17 protein-coding genes and 1 pseudogene are annotated in these 16641 nt (G+C 69.6%); 13 read left to right on the forward strand and 5 right to left on the reverse strand.

Annotated features, from left to right (window positions below):
* Positions 1-63 precede the first annotated feature (63 nt).
* The 3 genes and pseudogenes from WS78_RS08380 to WS78_RS08390 all read left to right on the forward strand — a co-directional run bounded on the left by WS78_RS08380 (position 64) and on the right by WS78_RS08390 (position 2573).
* Positions 64-758, forward strand: a pseudogene (locus WS78_RS08380) (zinc-binding dehydrogenase).
* An 81-nt stretch (positions 759-839) separates the two neighbouring features.
* Entirely contained in the window at positions 840-1799 is a 960-nt protein-coding gene (locus WS78_RS08385) for an alpha/beta hydrolase (RefSeq protein ID WP_038744607.1), read from the forward strand.
* A 333-nt stretch (positions 1800-2132) separates the two neighbouring features.
* Complete coding sequence (locus WS78_RS08390) at positions 2133-2573, forward strand: GNAT family N-acetyltransferase (protein ID WP_038744606.1); 441 nt, start codon at positions 2133-2135, stop codon at positions 2571-2573.
* Between the two features lie 396 nt (positions 2574-2969).
* Here WS78_RS08390 and WS78_RS08395 read toward each other — a convergent pair whose 3' ends face one another.
* A complete protein-coding gene (locus WS78_RS08395) occupies positions 2970-3821 on the reverse strand; it encodes an NRDE family protein (RefSeq protein WP_059580744.1) in 852 nt (283 codons plus the stop codon).
* Positions 3822-3891: 70 nt separating this feature from the next.
* Positions 3892-4938 carry a CAF17-like 4Fe-4S cluster assembly/insertion protein YgfZ gene (ygfZ, locus tag WS78_RS08400; protein WP_038744604.1) on the reverse strand — a complete coding sequence of 349 codons (1047 nt, stop codon included), beginning with the start codon at positions 4936-4938 and terminating at the stop codon, positions 3892-3894.
* A gap of 78 nt (positions 4939-5016) precedes the next feature.
* On the opposite strand from ygfZ, the gene mltG reads away from it, so the two are divergent.
* The 10 genes from mltG (at position 5017) to WS78_RS08450 (ending at position 14328) form a co-directional block, all read left to right on the forward strand.
* On the forward strand, positions 5017-6036 hold the full coding sequence (mltG, locus tag WS78_RS08405; RefSeq protein WP_038744603.1) for an endolytic transglycosylase MltG: 1020 nt from the start codon (positions 5017-5019) through the stop codon (positions 6034-6036).
* Entirely contained in the window at positions 6037-6657 is a 621-nt protein-coding gene (gene tmk / locus WS78_RS08410; protein ID WP_038744601.1) for a dTMP kinase, read from the forward strand.
* Positions 6658-6676: 19 nt separating this feature from the next.
* On the forward strand, positions 6677-7705 hold the full coding sequence (locus WS78_RS08415) for a DNA polymerase III subunit delta' (RefSeq protein ID WP_038744600.1): 1029 nt from the start codon (positions 6677-6679) through the stop codon (positions 7703-7705).
* A gap of 34 nt (positions 7706-7739) precedes the next feature.
* The gene (locus tag WS78_RS08420; protein ID WP_038744599.1) at positions 7740-8246 is read left to right on the forward strand and encodes a GNAT family N-acetyltransferase; all 507 of its coding nucleotides are present in this window, start codon (positions 7740-7742) and stop codon (positions 8244-8246) included.
* 77 nt (positions 8247-8323) lie between these two features.
* Complete coding sequence (locus tag WS78_RS08425; RefSeq protein ID WP_059580747.1) at positions 8324-9133, forward strand: TatD family hydrolase; 810 nt, start codon at positions 8324-8326, stop codon at positions 9131-9133.
* Positions 9134-9145: 12 nt separating this feature from the next.
* Entirely contained in the window at positions 9146-9868 is a 723-nt protein-coding gene (locus WS78_RS08430; protein WP_038744596.1) for an ankyrin repeat domain-containing protein, read from the forward strand.
* Positions 9869-9941: 73 nt separating this feature from the next.
* Positions 9942-10295, forward strand: coding sequence for a Rap1a/Tai family immunity protein (locus WS78_RS08435; protein ID WP_038744594.1), 354 nt, complete (start codon positions 9942-9944; stop codon positions 10293-10295).
* A 66-nt stretch (positions 10296-10361) separates the two neighbouring features.
* Positions 10362-11549, forward strand: coding sequence for a mechanosensitive ion channel family protein (locus tag WS78_RS08440; protein WP_038744592.1), 1188 nt, complete (start codon positions 10362-10364; stop codon positions 11547-11549).
* A 253-nt stretch (positions 11550-11802) separates the two neighbouring features.
* Entirely contained in the window at positions 11803-12981 is a 1179-nt protein-coding gene (locus WS78_RS08445) for an AAA family ATPase (RefSeq protein WP_059580897.1), read from the forward strand.
* Positions 12982-13263: 282 nt separating this feature from the next.
* A complete protein-coding gene (locus WS78_RS08450; protein ID WP_038744591.1) occupies positions 13264-14328 on the forward strand; it encodes a glycosyltransferase family 4 protein in 1065 nt (354 codons plus the stop codon).
* Between the two features lie 178 nt (positions 14329-14506).
* On the opposite strand, the gene WS78_RS08455 is transcribed toward WS78_RS08450, so the two are convergent.
* The 3 genes from WS78_RS08455 to WS78_RS08465 all read right to left on the reverse strand — a co-directional run bounded on the left by WS78_RS08455 (position 14507) and on the right by WS78_RS08465 (position 16249).
* Positions 14507-15094, reverse strand: coding sequence for a BPSL1445 family SYLF domain-containing lipoprotein (locus WS78_RS08455; protein ID WP_038744590.1), 588 nt, complete (start codon positions 15092-15094; stop codon positions 14507-14509).
* A 212-nt stretch (positions 15095-15306) separates the two neighbouring features.
* Positions 15307-15750 (reverse strand): hypothetical protein, encoded by a 444-nt coding sequence (locus WS78_RS08460; RefSeq protein WP_059580751.1) that lies wholly within the window; start codon positions 15748-15750, stop codon positions 15307-15309.
* Between the two features lie 208 nt (positions 15751-15958).
* Entirely contained in the window at positions 15959-16249 is a 291-nt protein-coding gene (locus tag WS78_RS08465; RefSeq protein WP_038744586.1) for a PsiF family protein, read from the reverse strand.
* Between the last annotated feature and the right edge of the window lie 392 nt (positions 16250-16641).

A 16641-nucleotide genomic window follows, 5' to 3' on the forward strand; every position in this document is an offset into this window, starting at 1 on the left:
GGCCGGGCACCGAGTGCCATCTGTCAGGCTGGATCTCACCGATCATCGACAAGGAGCCGGGCGATGTCTCAGGTCAGGCGGCGGAGCCTGCTTGTGTCTCGTGCCGGGCGCGGCGCGAACGTCGGTATTTTCTCGTCCGTCGAAACGTCACGTGCTTACGGCGAGGTGCGCGTGTGCAACCATTTCGTGTCGATCGGTCCGTGCATGCGCAAGCAGATGAATGCCGGAAAATCGTATTTCGCGATGCGGCCGCTCGCGGGGCAACTCGCCGGCTGCCGCGTGCCCGGCATCGCGGGCGGCGCGGACAAGTGCCGCTACATCGTCGACCCGCTCGGCTTCGACGTGTGCGTCGACTACAAGGCCGGCCGGCTCGCCGACGATTTCGCGGCCGTCGTGCCGGACGGCGTCGACGGCTATTTCCAGAAGGTCGGCGGCGCGGTGCTCGACGCGACGCTCGCGCTGATGAATCCGTTCGGCCGCATCGCGATGTGCGGGATGATCGCGGTGTACGGCGGCGCGTCGGTGCCGCTCGCGAACGCAGCGCTGATCCTGCGCCAGCGGCTGCTCATGCAGGGTTTCATCGTGTCCGAGCGCTTCGACGTGTGGCCGGAGGCGCTCGCGCAGTTCGCATCGCTCGTCGCGCAGAAGAAGCCGCATTGTCGCGAGACGATCGCGCAGGGATCGAGCGCGCGCCCGGCGCGCCGCTCGGGTTGCTCAAAGGACGCAATGTCGGCAAGCAGCTTGCCGCGCCCGTGTGACGGGCCGTGGCATCATACGGTGCTCGTTCCAAGCCTTTTCGCCGGCGCGCTTGCGCCGCCTGCTCGCCGTTTGCCCTCACGATGCCGCTGAATCCGAAGATCGCGCAGGTGCTCGACATGATCGAGCGCGCGAAACGTCCCGATTATCACGAACAGACGCCCGCGCAGGCGCGCGCGGCGTACGAGAAGAGCGCGCCGATCCTCGACGTCGCGCCCGCACCGATGTTTTCGGTCGAGGACCTGCGCTTGCCGGCGCGCGACGGCGGCGCGTTCGGCGCGCGGCTCTATCTGCCCGTCGAGCCGAGTCTGGCCGAGCCGCTGCCCGCGCTCGTCTACTACCACGGCGGCGGTTTCACGGTCGGCAGCGTCGACACGCACGACGCGCTGTGCCGGATGTTCGCGCGCGACGCGCGCTGTGCGGTGCTGTCAGTCGATTACAGGCTCGCGCCGGAGCATAAGTTCCCGACGGCGATCGACGACGCGCAGGATGCGCTCGTGTGGCTGCACGCGCACGCGTCGAGCCTCGGGGTCGACCGGGAGCGGCTCGCGGTCGGCGGCGACAGCGCGGGCGGCACGCTCGCCACCGTGTGCGCGGTGCTCGCGCGCGATCGTGGAATTGCGCTTGCGCTGCAACTGCTGATCTATCCGGGGACGACGGGGCACCAGCAGACCGAGTCGCACGCGCGGCTCGCGAAGGGCTATCTGCTGTCGGCCGACACGATCCAGTGGTTTTTCGAGCATTACGTGCGCGACGCGTCGGATCGCGACGACTGGCGCTTCGCGCCGCTCGACGGCACGCGCGGCGCGCCTTCCTTCGAGCGCGTCGCGCCCGCGTGGATCGCGACGGCGGAGTACGATCCGCTGTCCGACGAGGGCGACGCATACGCGGACAAGCTGCGCGCGGCGGGCAACCGGGTGACGCTCGTCGCGTACTCGGGGATGATTCACGAGTTCTTCAAGATGGGCGGTTTCGTGCCCGAAGTGCGGCTCGCGCATGCGGACGCGGCGAGCGCGCTGCGCGCGGCGTTCGAAGGCGACTGAGCGCGAACGCGAAGGCGGGCGCGAACGTGAAGTCGCGCGGGACGGTCGGTTCGGTCGGGCGTAGGATTCGCGAACCGGGGCGCGCGTTGCCGATCGTGCATGCATGACGCGGCGGCGCAGCGCTGCGGCTGCTGACGCTCGTGTCGCCGGCTTCGCTGCGGCGTCGGCTGATCGGGCGATTGCCGCGGGATCATGTTCGTCAGACGATATCGATGCGGGTCCGGCCGCTCTCGGGAGCGGTCCGGGCGACATGAAACGACCGGACAAGCGCGGCGCGCACGCGGCAAGCGGCATGCGGCGTCCGATCCGAATGGGCTAACGAGGATGCGGCACATGGACAGCATCGAGATCGAAACCGGCGACTGGTCGCACCTCGGCTGCGACGCATCACGAATTCGCGACGCGGTGTTCGTGCGCGAGCAGCGCATTCCGGCCGAGCTCGACCTCGACGACGACGATCCGCATGCGCATCACGCGGTTGCGTATCTGGTCGACCGAGCGGCGGGCGCACGACGCGCGGTCGCGACGGGGCGGCTGCTGCCGACGGGCGCGATCGGTCGGGTGTCGGTGCTCGCCGACGCGCGCGGGCGCGGCGTCGGCTCGCGGCTCCTGGATGCGCTCCTCGCCGAAGCGCGGGCGCGCGGCGACGCGCTCGTGCGGCTCTATGCGCAGCAACGTGCGATCGCGTTCTATTTGAGGCTCGGTTTTCGGATCGTCGGCGAGCCGTTCGTCGAGGCGGGCGTGCCGCATGTCGAGATGGCGCGCGAGCCGTGAGCGGCGATGCGGCATCGGGCGAGTGCGCCGGACGGGCGGGTGCATGCGAAGCGTGTAACGAGGGGCGGAGCGCGATTGCGATCGGTCTGAGCGGCTGTAATGGATGAACGGATTGGAGCGCGGGGAGGCGCCGCGACGGGGCGTGGCGCCGTCGCGATCGCCGATTTCGGTTCGGCGGCCTTTGTCGCTCGGCGCAGGCGCTCCCAATTTTCGATGTGGTCGGACGCGCGACTTCGCGAACTATGAGCCGGAAGCTCGGAAGCTCGAAATCCGAAGCCCGAAGTGGAGTCCGGAGCATGAAGCCGGCGCTCGAAAAAAAGAGCACGGTGGAGCTGGCCGCCAGCCCGCCGTCGATGCCGGCTCCGAACCTGGACCCTGGACCCGCAGCCGAAACCGTTACCGCGCCGCGGCGCCCCCGCCGTCCGCGTCGAACGTGAACGCGCGCTCGAACGTGCCCGGCCGCACAATCCGGTGCGAGCCGTCGTCGTCGCAGCGCTCCTTGACGTCGAACTTCAGCCGTCCCTCGACATCGCGCCCGACGCGCAGCGCGGTCGTGCCGCGCGATCCGTATTCGGGTGTCTCGATGAACGCGGCGGACAGCGCGCGCTCGCGCTCGATCGGAATGCCGGTGTGCGGCAGCGCGTCGTCGGCCGCTTCGCGCGCGTCGCGCATCATCTCGATCAGCGCGTCGAGCGGCGCCGCCCCGTCCCGGGTCAGCAGTGCGCCGAGCTCGCTGCGCTTGTTGACGAGCTTCGGCCAGGGCGTATCGAGCCGCGCGTTCGACAGCCCGTGCACGCCGGGCGCGACGAGCGCGGGTGCGCCGGGGGCCGGCTGCGCGTCGGCCGGACGATTGCAGTACCATGCGAGCTCGCCGCGCTTGACGTCGCCCGCGAGCAGCGTGAAGCCGTTGTAGAACACGGCCTTCTCGGCGACGTTCGCGAGATAGTCGAGCGGCGCCATGTTCTTGCCCGTCAGGAACTCGGACACGAGCTTGCCGCGCGTCGGCGCGCCGGCGCGGATGTCGAACGGCGCGCGGTAATTGGTGAGCGCGGCGAAGCGGCCGTCGCGCGCGACGCCGAGCCATGTGCCGCCGCCCTCGAGATCGCGGCCCGCGAGCACGTGCGGCGCGTCGCTCCACCAGCTGAGCGGCGCGCTCGTGCGGCGGAAGAATTCGTCGCGGTTCGCGGCGAGCGTCAGCACCGGGCCTTGCGCGGCGTCGGGCTGCCAATCGAATACGATCAGGCACATCGGGCGATATCCTCGCTGGGTGAGGCCGGGCGGCGCGCCGCGGCGCATGCCGTCCGGCGGCGCGCGGCCGTCAGGCTTCGGCGGGCAGCGCGTAGGGAAGCGGCAGGAACGCGAGCGTCGGACCGCTCGCGGATGCCAGGTGGACCGAGCCGCTCTCGAGCGCGGCGAGCTTGATCTCGACGAGCGCGTCGACGCCGCCCTCGGGCGCCGCCGCCGCGTTCACGATCATCCCGCACGGCTGGCCGGGGTCGTCCGAATGATAGAGCTCGACGCCCGCATGCGCGGCGTCGGTGCCCACGGCGAGGTGCGCGAGCGCGGTGCGGCGCTTGATCGTGCCGCGATACTGGCTGCGGGCGACGACTTCCTGGCCCGGATAGCAGCCCTTGCGGAAGTTCACGCCGCCGATCACGTCGAAGTTGACCATCTGCGGGACGAACTGCTCGGCGGCGGGCTGCGTGATGCGCGGCTCGCCCGCGCGTACGTCGAGCCAGTCCCAGACGGCGGCCGACACGCGCGGCAGCGCGGCTTCGAGCGTGGGCAGGCGCGCGTCGAGCTCGGCGCGCGCGGCGATCCACAGATAGCGCGCGCGGCCGGCCGCGTCGGGCAGGCGGATCAGCGCGCCGGCGGGCGCGTCGACCTTCGTGTGGACGCCGTCCGGCAGCGCGTCGAAGACGCCCGACAGCGCGGCGCGCACGTCGCCCGCGAAGCCGACCGCGACGAGCGCGCCGCTCGCGTCGGCGAGCTTCGCCTTCGCGCGCAGCACGAACATCGACAGGCGCTTCTGCACGGCGGGCTGCACGTCCTTCGACACGAGAAGGCGCACGTCGTGACCCGCGCGCCATGCGAGGAGCGACGCGAGCAGGCGCCCCTTCGGCGAGCAGTAGCCGGCCAGGCGCGCGCTCGCCGCATCGAGATGCTCGATGTCGTTGGTCAGCTGGCCGTGCAGGAACGTCGCGGCGTCGGCGCCCGTCACATCGACGATGCCGAACTGTTCGAGCACCGTGAACGCGCCGCGCTCGAGCACGGCGGCGAAATCGTCGGGGCGCGGACGGGGCGGCGCCGGCAGCGCGGCGGGGACGGCGGCCTGCGCGGCCGGGGAGGCGATCGGTGTGCTCATGGAATGAGGGAACAGTCAATCCTGACTTTGGCAGAGGCGAGCAAGTATTATATGGGTCTTACCTGATTCACGTTCCGCATGTCCCTACTGAAGAAGTGCGCCGCGTTCGCGGCGCTCGCCGTCGTATTGCTGGGCGCCGCTTGCGCGGGCGGCGCCTATTACTGGGCCACTCGGCCGCTCGCGCTCGCCACGCCGACCCTCGACGTCACGATCAATCCCCGCAGCAGCGTGCGCAGCGTCGCGCAGCAGCTTGCGCACGGCGGCGTGCCCGTCGAGCCGAGGCTCTTCGTCGCGATGACGCGCGCGCTGTTCCTGTCGAGCCGGCTCAAGTCGGGCAACTACGAATTCAAGACGGGCGTGACCCCTTACGAGGTGCTGCAGAAGGTTGCGCGCGGCGACGTCAACGAGTACGTCGTCACGGTGATCGAGGGCTGGACGTTCCGGCGGATGCGCGCGGAGCTCGACGCGAACGCGGCGCTCGCGCACGCGAGCGCCGGGATGAGCGACGCGGAACTGTTGCGCGCGATCGGCGCGTCCGACGAGGCCGTGGCGCGCGGCAGCGGCGAGGGCCTGTTCTTTCCGGACACCTACCTGTTCGACAGGGGCGCGAGCGACCTGAACGTCTATCGCCGCGCGTACAAGCTGATGCAGACGCGCCTGGCCGACGCGTGGACGGCGCGCCGGCCCGGCCTGCCGTTCCAGACGCCTTACGAAGCGCTGACGATCGCGTCGCTCGTCGAGAAGGAGACGGGGCGCGCGGCCGATCGCGCGTTCGTCTCGGGCGTGTTCGCGAACCGCCTGCGGGCCGGGATGCCGCTGCAGACCGATCCGTCGGTGATCTACGGAATGGGCGATGCGTACGCCGGGCGGCTGCGCAAGCGCGATCTGCAGACGGACACTCCGTACAATACCTACACGCGCCGCGGGCTGCCCCCGACGCCGATCGCGCTGCCGGGCGAGGCGGCGCTCTATGCCGCGGTGAACCCGGCGGCGACGTCCGCGCTCTATTTCGTCGCGAAGGGCGACGGCACGAGCGTTTTTTCGGACACGCTAGGGGATCACAACAAGGCCGTGGACAAATACATACGAGGTCAATGAATGGCGCGTGGCAAATTCATCACGTTCGAAGGGATCGACGGCGCGGGCAAGACCACGCATCTGCAGTGGTTCTGCGACCGGCTTCAGGAAAGGCTCGGGCCGGCCGGCCGGCACGTGGTCGTCACGCGCGAGCCGGGCGGCACGCAGCTCGGCGAGACGCTGCGGGAGATTCTCCTGAACCAGCCGATGGATCTCGAGACCGAGGCGCTGCTGATGTTCGCCGGCCGGCGCGAGCATCTCGCGCTCGTGATCGAGCCCGCGCTCGCGCGCGGCGACTGGGTCGTGTCGGACCGCTTCACCGACGCGACGTTCGCGTATCAGGGCGGCGGGCGCGGGCTGCCGCGCGACAAGCTCGAGGCGCTCGAGCGCTGGGTGCAGGGCGGTTTCCAGCCGGATCTGACGGTGCTGTTCGACGTGCCGCCGCAAGTCGCGAGCGCGCGCCGCGGCGCGGTGCGGATGCCGGACAAGTTCGAAAGCGAATCGGACGCGTTCTTCGCGCGCACGCGCGCCGAGTATCTGCGCCGCGCGCAGGAGGCGCCGCATCGCTTCGTGATCGTCGATTCGAGCGAGCCGATCCCGCAGATCCGCAAGAAGCTCGACGGCGTGCTCGCCGCGCTGTGACGAAAGGACGACGCGAACGATGATCTATCCGTGGCAGACCGACGACTGGAACCGCCTGCAGGCGCTGCGCGCGCATTGGCCGCACGCACTTTTGCTGTACGGCCAGGCGGGGATCGGCAAGCTCGCGTTCACGCGGCATCTCGCGAAGGGCTTCCTGTGCGAGGCGCCGCATGAGAACGGCGAGCCGTGCGGCGCGTGCGCCGCGTGTTCGTGGTTCGAGCAGGGCAACCACCCCGATTACCGGATCGTCGTGCCGGAGGCGCTCGCGGCCGAGCTGCCGGGCGCGGCCGACGAGCCGAAGGCCGCCGACGCCGACGAAGGCGGCAAGAAGACCAAGACGCCGAGCAAGGAAATCAAGATCGAGCAGGTGCGCGCGCTCGTCGACTTTTGCGCAATCGCGTCGCATCGCGGCGGCGCGCGCGTCGTCGTGCTGTATCCGGCCGAGGCGCTCAACGTCGCGGCCGCGAACGCGCTGTTGAAGACGCTCGAGGAGCCGCCGCCGGGCGTCGTGTTCCTGCTCGCGTCCGCGCGCATCGACCGGCTTTTGCCGACGATCGTGAGCCGTTGCCGCCAGTGGCCGATGGCGGTGCCCGCGCTCGACTCGGCGGCGGCCTGGCTCGCGGCGCAGGACGTCGCCGACGCGGGCGCGCTGCTCGCCGAAGCGGGCGGCGCGCCGCTCGCCGCGCTCGCGCTCGCGAACGACGAGAACCGGCCGCTGCGCGACTGGACGCTCGCGCAGCTCGCGGCGGGCGCCGCGTGCGATCCGTTCGCGTGCGGCGAGACGCTGCAGAAGCTGCCCGTGCCCGTCGTGCTCGGCTGGCTGCAGCGCTGGCTGTACGACTTGCTCGCCGAGCGCGCGGCGGGCGCGCCGCGCTATTTTCCCGCGCAGCGCGCGGCGCTCGCGCGCTGCGCGGCCGCCGTCGATTCGAACGCGTTCGCGCGCTTCCTGAAGACGGTTACGCGGCAGCGCGCGGTGGAGAACCATCCGCTCAGCGCGCGCCTCGTGTTCGAAGAGCTGTTTCTCGGCTACCGCGAGCTGTTCGCGTAGCCTGCCAACCGTTTCATCTATCGGATTGCCTTCCATGACCGAGCTTGCCTATCGCGACGCCACGCCGGACGACCTGCCCGCGATCGTCGCGATCTACAATTCGACGATCGCGTCGCGCCGGGTGACGGCCGACACCGAGCCCGTGACGATCGAAAGCCGCCGCGCGTGGTTCGACGCGCACAATCCGCACGTGCGGCCGCTGTGGGTCGTCGAGGGCGCGGGGCAGGTGATCGCGTGGCTGAGTTTCTCCGATTTCTACGGGCGTCCGGCATACGGCCATACGGCGGAGATCAGCATCTATCTCGACGAGGCCGCGCGCGGCAACCGGCTCGGCAGCCGGCTGCTCGAGGCGGCGCTCGCGAAGGCGCCGGCGCTCGGCATCCACACGGCGCTCGGCTTCATCTTCGGCCACAACGAGCCGAGCCTGCGGCTCTTCGCGCGCTACGGCTTCGCGACCTGGGGCACGCTGCCGCGCGTCGCGGTGCTCGACGGCGTCGAGCGCGATCTCGTGATCGTCGGCAAGCGGCTCGTCGAAGCGTAAGCGCGCGGCGCAGCCGGCGCGCCCGCTTCGCCGGCGCCGTCGCGCGCTGCGCGTCGCGCAGCAAGGAAGAATTCAACATGTTCGTCGATTCACACTGTCACATCAATTTCGAAGGTCTCGCCGACCGTCTGCCGCAAGTGCTGGACAACATGCGCGAGCACGGCGTCACGCACGCGCTTTGCGTATCGGTCGATCTCGAGACGCTGCCGTCCGTGCTCTCGATCGCGCGCGATCACGACAACGTTTTCGCGTCGGTCGGCGTGCATCCCGACCACGAGGACGCGAAGGAGCCGACGGTGGCCGAGCTCGTCGAGCTCGCCGCGCATCCGAAGGTGGTGGCGATCGGCGAGACGGGCCTCGACTATTACCGCCTCGAAGGCCGCTCGATCGCCGACATGGAGTGGCAGCGCGCGCGCTTTCGCACGCACATTCGCGCGGCGCACGCGACGGGCAAGCCGCTCATCGTCCACACGCGTGCGTCGTCGGAGGATACGCTGCGGGTCATGGCCGAGGAGCGCGCGAGCGTGCCGGGCGGCGTGATGCACTGCTTCACCGAGCCGTGGCCCGTCGCCGAGGCCGCGCTCGCGCAGAACTTCCACATCTCGCTTTCCGGCATCGTCACGTTCAAGAACGCGACCGACGTGCAGGACGTCGCGCGGCGCGTGCCGCTCGACCGGCTGCTGATCGAGACCGATTCGCCGTATCTTGCGCCGGTGCCGTATCGCGGCAAGCCGAATGAACCTGCGTACGTCAGCCATGTCGGACGCTTTATCGCGGCGCAACGCGGGATGACCGACGAGGCGCTCGGCGTCGCGACGTCGCAGAACTTTTTCCGGCTGTTCAAGATCGCCCGCGCGGGCGACGCCAGCCCAGTCAACCAGGGGTAGGAGCTGAAAAAAATGAAGTCGATCAAACACTTGTCGAAACAACGCACGATGAGCGCCGTGCTGCGCACGCTCGCGGTCGCGGGCGGGCTCGGCGTGTTCGCGGCGGCGCCCGCGCACGCGGAGTCGCTCGACGGGATCGTGAAGGCCGTCAAGTTCGACGACATCAAGGACATCTCGAAGCAGCTGAAGAACGGCCTCGACCCGAACACGATCGCGCCGAACGGCGATCCGCTCCTCGTGATCGCCGCGCGCGAGAAGTCCGATCAGGTCGCGGCGGCGCTCGCCGCCGCGCCGAACGTCGAGCTCGACAAGGAAGACAAGGCGGGCGAGAACGCGCTGATGCTCGCCGCGCTGAACGGCGATCTGCCGCTCGTCAAGCTGCTCGTCGACAAGGGCGCCGAAGTGAGCAAGAAGGGCTGGTCGCCGCTGCACTACGCGGCGACGAACGGCAACGACGAGGTCGTCAAGTATCTGCTCGACAAGTCCGCGTACATCGACGCCGCGTCGCCGAACGGCACGACGCCGCTGATGATGGCGGCGCGCGGCAACCACGGCTCGACCGTCACGCTGCTGCTCGACCAGGGCGCCGATCCCGCGCTGAAGAACCAGCTCGGCGTCACCGCGCTCGACTTCGCGAAGCACTACAACGCGCCGGACGCAACCGGGATTCTGTCGAAGCGCACGGTGCGCATCGGCGACGCGCCAGCGCCGAATGCGCAAAAGAGTGCAAAATAGTGACTTTCGGCGCGGCGGGCTGCCGCGCCTTTCGAAGTATCGGCGGTTTCGCCTCCTGACATAAGGAAGATTCATGTTGCGGGCTATGTTTTGCGCCGCCGCGTTCGCCGTGCCGCTGACGGCGGCCGCCTTCACGGCCGGCGACCTCGACAAGCTGTGCGCGAAGACCGACGTCAAGTCGCGGGCGTCGTGCGCGGCGTACATCGAGGGCGCGGCGGACGGCGTCTACAACACGATCGACGCGATCGGCGGCACCACGGGGCCGCGCGTCGGCCAGTACTTCTGTCTGCCGCCCGACATCAAGTCGCAGCAGATGACCGACGCGGTGCGCAAGTACATCGCGGAGAACCCCAAGCTCGCCGACTACAACGCGAGCACGGCGGTGTCGCTCGGGCTCGGCAAGGCGTTTCCCTGCCGCGGCTATTGATCCGGGCCGGCCGCCGCCCCGGCGCGGGGACGCGTTCCCCGCGAACCTGACGGAGACACGGCGCGCATGTTGACGATCGACGACCTGTGGCGCATCGCCGATGCGCCGCTTCATAGCTGGCTCGGCACGCTGGCCGTGTCGGCGCTCGTCGTGCTCGCGATCGCGGGCATTCACCGGATCGGCGCGCGCATCGTCGTGCCGATCGCCCGGCCTTATCCGGTCATGAGCGAGATCGTGTCGTACGCCGACCGGCCGTCGCTCGTCCTGCTGTCGTTCCTCGCGCTCGAGTTCCTGTGGCTGCAGGTCGACGAATCGCTGCCGCATGCGGGCGGGCTGCGCACGATCGCGGCGGTCGGCACGATCGTGGCGCTGACTTGGCTGCTGATGCGGCTCGCCGCCGCGGTCGGCGACGCGATCATCCGCGCGCATCCGATCGACACGCCCGACAACCTCGAGGCGCGCCGCATCCACACGCAGACCCGCGTGCTCGCGCGAACCGTGATGGTGCTGATCGTGATCGTCGGGGCGGGCGCCGCGCTGATGACGTTTCCGAACGTGCGGCAGGTCGGCGCGAGTCTTCTCGCGTCGGCGGGCGTCGCGGGCCTCGTCGCCGGCATCGCCGCGCGCCCGGTGCTCGGCAACCTGATCGCCGGGCTGCAGATCGCGCTGTCGCAGCCGATCCGGCTCGACGACGTCGTCATCATTCAGGGCGAGTGGGGGCGCATCGAGGAGATCACGGGCACCTATGTGTCGGTGCGCCTGTGGGATCAGCGGCGGCTCGTCGTGCCGCTGCAGTGGTTCATCGAAAATCCCTTTCAGAACTGGACGCGCAGCAGCGCCGAGCTGATCGGCACGGTGTTCCTGTACGTCGACTATCGGCTGCCGCTCGAGCCGCTGCGCGCGGAGCTCGCGCGGATCGTCGCCGCCGCGCCCGAATGGGACGGCCGCGTGCAGGTGCTGCAGGTGACCGACGCGACCGAGCGCTCGATGCAGTTGCGCGCGCTCGTCAGCGCGCGCGATTCGTCGCTTGCGTGGGATTTGCGCTGCCGCGTGCGCGAGGGGCTCATCGCGTTCATCAACGCGCACTATCCGCACTGCCTGCCGCGCGAGCGCAACGAATGGACGGCGCCCGACGCCGGCGCGCGCGAGCCGCATCCGGGCGGGCGCGTGCAGGAGCCGGCCGCGAGCACGGCGGCGTTCACCGCGGCGGACCCGACGACGGCCGAGACCGGCGTGCCGCGCGCGCCGCATTGAGCGCGCCGGGCGGTGCGGCACGCCGCGTTGCGGGCATGCGCCGCGCGGGATGCGCGGGCGCACGACGCGGACATCGCGCGAGCGGTCCGCGCGGCGCGCTGGCCAAGTGGGGCCGACGTGGGGCCGACATAAGGCAGACATGAGGCCGACATGAGGCCGACATGAGGCCGCCGCGCGCATCGATCGCCGTTCGCCTCCTCCATCAACGATTCAACGGTTCAACAATTCGCCGATGCGATCCGCCGATTTTTCGATGCCGCCGCTCACCGCCCTCGCCATCGCCAATTACCGGTCGTTGCGCGATCTCATCGTGCCGCTCACGGCGCTCAACGTGATCACCGGGCCGAACGGCAGCGGCAAATCGAGCCTCTATCGCGCGCTGCGCCTGCTCGCGGATACCGCGCAGGGCCGGGTGATTCCGTCGCTCGCGCGCGAGGGCGGGCTGCCGTCGACGCTATGGGCGGGCCCCGAGCGCTTCTCGCGCGGCATGCTCGCGGGCGAGGTGCCGGTGACGGGCACGGTGCGCAGCGAGCCGGTGAGCCTGAAACTCGGCTTCGCGTGCGAAGACTTCGGCTACGCGATCGATCTCGGGCTGCCGCCGCTCAACGGCGAAACCGAGTTCGGGCTCGATCCGGTCATCAAGCGCGAGTGCATCTGGAGCGGGCCGATGCCGCGGCCGTCGACGCTGCTCGTCGATCGGCGCGGCGCGCAGTTGCGCACGCGCGATGAAGCGGGCGATTGGCGGACCGTTGCGCAGCCCGTCGCGAGTTTCGACAGCATGATGACCGAGTTCGCCGACCCGCGCGGCGCGCCCGAGATGATCGCGATGCGCGAGCGGATTCGCTCGTGGCGCTTCTACGATCATTTCCGCACCGACGCGCTCGCGCCCGCGCGGCTCGCGCAGGTCGGCACGCATACGCCGGTGCTGTCCGACGACGGCGGCGATCTCGCGGCCGCGCTGCAGACGATCTACGAGATCGGCGACGCCGCCGCGCTCGACGCGGCGCTCGACGACGCGTTTCCCGGCGCGCGGCTCGAGATCGACAATCCGGGCAGGCGCGGCCGCTTCGAGGTGCTGATGCGGCAGCCGGGGCTGCTGCGGCCGCTGCGCGCGGCCGAGTTGTCGGACGGCACGCTGCGCTACCTGCTGCTCGTCGCGGCGCTCCTCACGCCGCGCCCGCCCGCGCTGCTCGTGCTGAACGAGCCGGAGACGAGCCTGCATCCCGACCTGCTGCCCGCGCTCGGCCGGCTGATCGCGCAGGCGGCGGGGCGCTCGCAGGTGATCGTCGTGTCGCATGCGGCGCGCCTCGTCGCATCGCTCGAACGCGAGCCGGGCAGCCATTCGATCGTGCTCGAGAAGGCGCTGGGCGCGACGCGGATCGTCGATTCGGACGCGCTCGACTTGCCGGCATGGAAATGGCCGGCGCGATGAAGGCGGCGCGGTGAGGGCGGCAGGCAGCGGCGGCGGGGCGGCGAGCGCCGCGGAACGCCGCTGCGGCGGCACGGCGCATCGGAATCGGACAAAGAGGGCCAGGTTTCTGGACAACGTCCGCCGCGGCTGCAAAGATGCGGCTGGGCTGAATGTATCTCGCCTGTAACAAGCCCCAAAAAATGCAATCGGCCCGCTGGGATGCGCGCCGATCGCTAATAATGGCGGTCTGCGGGCGTCGCCCGACGCCGGCTCGCGGGCCGGCCGCCACTGGAGATCGTACCCATGAGAATTGCGCAGATCGCTCCGTTGACCGAATCGGTGCCGCCGAAGCTGTACGGCGGAACCGAGCGCGTCGTGTCGTACATCACCGAGGCGCTCGTCGACCTGGGGCATGACGTGACGCTGTTCGCGAGCGGCGATTCGATCACGCGCGCGAAGCTCGACGCGGTGTGGCCGCGCGCGCTGCGGCTCGATTCGTCGATCCGCGACCGGATCGCGCCGCACATGCTGCTGATGGAGACCGTCGCGCGCCGCGCGCGGGATTTCGACGTGCTCCATTTCCACATGGATTACTACTCGTTCTCGGTCTTCAAGCGGCAGGAGACGCCGTTCGTGACGACGCTGCACGGCCGCCTCGATCTGCCGGAGCAGCAGCCGGTGTTCGACACGTTCGACACCGCGCCCGTGATCTCGATCTCGAACGCGCAGCGCCAGCCGATGCCGCAGGCGAAGTGGCTGACGACGGTCCATCACGGGTTGCCCGAGACGCTCTACACGCCGCAGCCCGTCGAGCAGTCGTATCTCGCGTTCCTCGGCCGGATCTCGCCGGAAAAGCGCGTCGACACGGCGATCCGGATCGCGCAGCGCTGCGGGATGCGCATTCGCATCGCGGCGAAGATCGACGCGGCGGACGAAGAGTATTTCGAGCGCGAGATCAAGCCGCTCTTCGCGCTGCCGCACGTCGAGTTCATCGGCGAGATCGCCGATCACGAGAAGGCGGCGTTCCTGTCGGGCGCGCATGCGCTGCTGTTTCCGATCGACTGGCCCGAGCCGTTCGGCCTCGTGATGATCGAGGCGATGGCGTGCGGCACGCCCGTCATCGCGTTCAACCGCGGCGCGGTGCCGGAGGTGATCGACGAGGGCGTGTCGGGCTTCATCGTCGAGGACGAGATCAGCGCCGTCGCGGCCGTGAACCGGCTGTACACGCTGCCGCGCAACCGGGTGCGCGCGCGCTTCGAGGAGCGCTTCACGTCGCGCCGGATGGCGCAGCAATACGTCGACGTCTATCAATCGCTGATTCGCGCGCAGAAGCGCTCGCGCTTCAAGGTGATCGATTCGGCGTCTTGAACGAACGAGGCGGGCGGCGCGGCAGGGTGCGTCTCGGCCCGCCGTCGCCCCGTGTGCCCCGGCGCCGCGCCGCGCGTTGCGGCGACGCATGAAAAAACGGCGATGCGCGGTAAAAGCGCATCGCCGTTTCCGTGTCGGCCGCCGCTTGCCATCGATGCGGCGGCCGCGTGCGCGGGCGTCAGATCTTCAGCTTCGTGACCTTCGTGCCGCTGATCGACACGTCGCCCATCAGCCCGGCGTTCGTCAGCACGATCACTTCGACGGGCGCGGTCGCCGTGGTCGTGTCGATCGCGCCGTTCGCGCCCATCTTCACGAGCGCGACCGACGCGTCGGCGCCGGCCGCCCAGCCGTCGGAGTTGCGGAATTTGTCGAGCGCGTCCTGCGTCATGAACAGGAACACGATCGCCTTCGATTGCGCGCCCGCCTGCAGGCCGACCGACAGCGACGAGGTGTTGTAGTAGCCGACCGTCGCGCCGCCCACGCGCAGCGAGCCGTTGCCCGTCTGGCCGCCGATGATGAGGCCGGCCTGGATCACGTCCGGGAACACGAGCACGCCGCGCGACTTCGCGACGAGCTCACGCGAGCCGGGCACCGTCGAGTATAGACGCGACAGCGTGGCGTCCGTGCTCGCATCGATGGCTTGACGCTTCGACGCGTTGGTCGCTGCGTTGGCGGGCTTGTCCGGCGTCGTCGTGCAACCGGCGAGCGCCAGGCTGCCCACGACGAGCGCGGCGGCGGCTTTCAACACGAGATTGCGTTTCTGCATCGTTTTTCTCCATCAAGTGTAGATCAGCGTGATTCCCGCGAACGGGTTCACGCCGGACTTTATAACACAGCGAAATGCTTTGCCTTACCGCTGTAAGGTGAAAGACCGTCAAATCGACGCGTTTCATTGTGCGGCGGCGCGTGCGTGCGCGGGTTGTCGTGGGCCAAGGTTTGCTTCGGCGGGCGATGCCGATGCCGCGCGGCGCGCGAACGTCAGTGATGCGAAACGGGCGGCTTGATCGGCGGGCGCCGCAGCGCGCGGCGCACGAGCCCGATCACGACGCCGCATGCAAACAGGAACGCGGCGGGAACGATCCAGTAACCGACGAACGCATGCCACAGATAGCCCGCGAGCGTGCGCTTGCGCACCGCGAATTCGTCGCGCGCCTCCTGCTGACGGCGCGCGTTCGCCGCGAGCACGTCGGCGGGGCAGCCTGCCGCGCGCGCCTCGTCCGGCTCGCCGCGGCAGACCGCCGCCGCGCCCGCCGCGCGTTGCGCGCCGGTGAGCTCCCAGGTCGTGAGCGCCAGCTCGAGGTCGGCGTGGTTGTACGCCATTTCCTCGCGGATCTCGCGCACGGCGACGATCGCGACAGGCACCGCCCAGAACACGATCACGATCAGCCAGCGCCGAAACCAGCGGCTTTGTCTCCATGCCATCCCGTGCCTCCGTTTGATGCGCGGCGCGCATCTGTCATGAGGGCGGCCCGATGGCGCTTCGTTTTGGTGGGGAGGGCCGCGCTGCAGCCATCATAGAAGAAAACGCGGCGAAACGCCGCAGTCGGCCGCGCGCGAATGCGTGCGTCGCAAAAGAAAATGCCGCGCCCGTCGAAACGGTGCGCGGCATCGTGCCGATTCGCCGGAAGCGTCAGGCGGCGGGCTTCGCCGACAGGCAGCCCTTCATGAACGCCTTGCGATCGTCGCCCGTCTTGCCGGCGGCTTGCGTGTTGCAGGCCTTCATCTTTTCCTGCTGCGACATCTTCTTCGCCGGCTTCGCCGACAGACAGTCCTTCATGAACGCCTTGCGCTCGTCGCCCGTCTTGCCGGCGGCCTGCGCATTGCATGCCTTCATCTTGTCCTGCTGGCTGTTTGCGGCGAATGCAGGCGTTGCCAGCACGCCGCCGACGAGCAGCGCGGCCATCAGCGATCGGATCTTCATTGGACACTCCCGGTGGGTGAGTTGCATCTTGTTCGATAAGCGATGAATCGCGCGGCTGCGCGGATCGCGGTTTGCATTATGGCAAATTGGCGCCGAAACGACAAAATACTCGGGGAAAACGAGCGGTGCGTTAATTTTCGCGTGACGGCCGCGCAACGGATCGGGCGCGCAGCGCGCTCGCCGGCCGTGGCCGAAATGCTTTCGCAAGGCTGCAAACGCCGGTGCCGCAAGCGTTTCGGACGGCCTTCGCGTGCGTGCGCCGCGCGCTTTTTCCGGGCGGCGCAGTCGGGCGGCGCCGGCGATTTTGTCTATTTCGAGATAACGCGAGAAGGCGCGGCGCGCGCGATCTCGCGCGTCGCGCGCGCATCGTGCGGGAGTGCGAACGGCGCGCG

Origin of the sequence: Burkholderia savannae, from assembly GCF_001524445.2 — a bacterium.
Taxonomy (GTDB): Bacteria; Pseudomonadota; Gammaproteobacteria; order Burkholderiales; family Burkholderiaceae; genus Burkholderia; species Burkholderia savannae.

Excerpts from the sequence above, each read along its gene's own strand:
- WS78_RS08385 (WP_038744607.1), top strand. The coding sequence starts at position 840 with ATGCCGCTGAATCCGAAGATCGCGCAGGTGCTCGACATGATCGAGCGC.
- WS78_RS08390 (WP_038744606.1), top strand. The coding sequence starts at position 2,133 with ATGGACAGCATCGAGATCGAAACCGGCGACTGGTCGCACCTCGGCTGC.
- WS78_RS08395 (WP_059580744.1), bottom strand. The coding sequence starts at position 3,821 with ATGTGCCTGATCGTATTCGATTGGCAGCCCGACGCCGCGCAAGGCCCG.
- ygfZ (WP_038744604.1), bottom strand. The coding sequence starts at position 4,938 with ATGAGCACACCGATCGCCTCCCCGGCCGCGCAGGCCGCCGTCCCCGCC.
- mltG (WP_038744603.1), top strand. The coding sequence starts at position 5,017 with ATGTCCCTACTGAAGAAGTGCGCCGCGTTCGCGGCGCTCGCCGTCGTA.
- tmk (WP_038744601.1), top strand. The coding sequence starts at position 6,037 with ATGGCGCGTGGCAAATTCATCACGTTCGAAGGGATCGACGGCGCGGGC.
- WS78_RS08415 (WP_038744600.1), top strand. The coding sequence starts at position 6,677 with ATGATCTATCCGTGGCAGACCGACGACTGGAACCGCCTGCAGGCGCTG.
- WS78_RS08420 (WP_038744599.1), top strand. The coding sequence starts at position 7,740 with ATGACCGAGCTTGCCTATCGCGACGCCACGCCGGACGACCTGCCCGCG.
- WS78_RS08425 (WP_059580747.1), top strand. The coding sequence starts at position 8,324 with ATGTTCGTCGATTCACACTGTCACATCAATTTCGAAGGTCTCGCCGAC.
- WS78_RS08430 (WP_038744596.1), top strand. The coding sequence starts at position 9,146 with ATGAAGTCGATCAAACACTTGTCGAAACAACGCACGATGAGCGCCGTG.
- WS78_RS08435 (WP_038744594.1), top strand. The coding sequence starts at position 9,942 with ATGTTGCGGGCTATGTTTTGCGCCGCCGCGTTCGCCGTGCCGCTGACG.
- WS78_RS08440 (WP_038744592.1), top strand. The coding sequence starts at position 10,362 with ATGTTGACGATCGACGACCTGTGGCGCATCGCCGATGCGCCGCTTCAT.
- WS78_RS08445 (WP_059580897.1), top strand. The coding sequence starts at position 11,803 with ATGCCGCCGCTCACCGCCCTCGCCATCGCCAATTACCGGTCGTTGCGC.
- WS78_RS08450 (WP_038744591.1), top strand. The coding sequence starts at position 13,264 with ATGAGAATTGCGCAGATCGCTCCGTTGACCGAATCGGTGCCGCCGAAG.
- WS78_RS08455 (WP_038744590.1), bottom strand. The coding sequence starts at position 15,094 with ATGCAGAAACGCAATCTCGTGTTGAAAGCCGCCGCCGCGCTCGTCGTG.
- WS78_RS08460 (WP_059580751.1), bottom strand. The coding sequence starts at position 15,750 with ATGGCATGGAGACAAAGCCGCTGGTTTCGGCGCTGGCTGATCGTGATC.
- WS78_RS08465 (WP_038744586.1), bottom strand. The coding sequence starts at position 16,249 with ATGAAGATCCGATCGCTGATGGCCGCGCTGCTCGTCGGCGGCGTGCTG.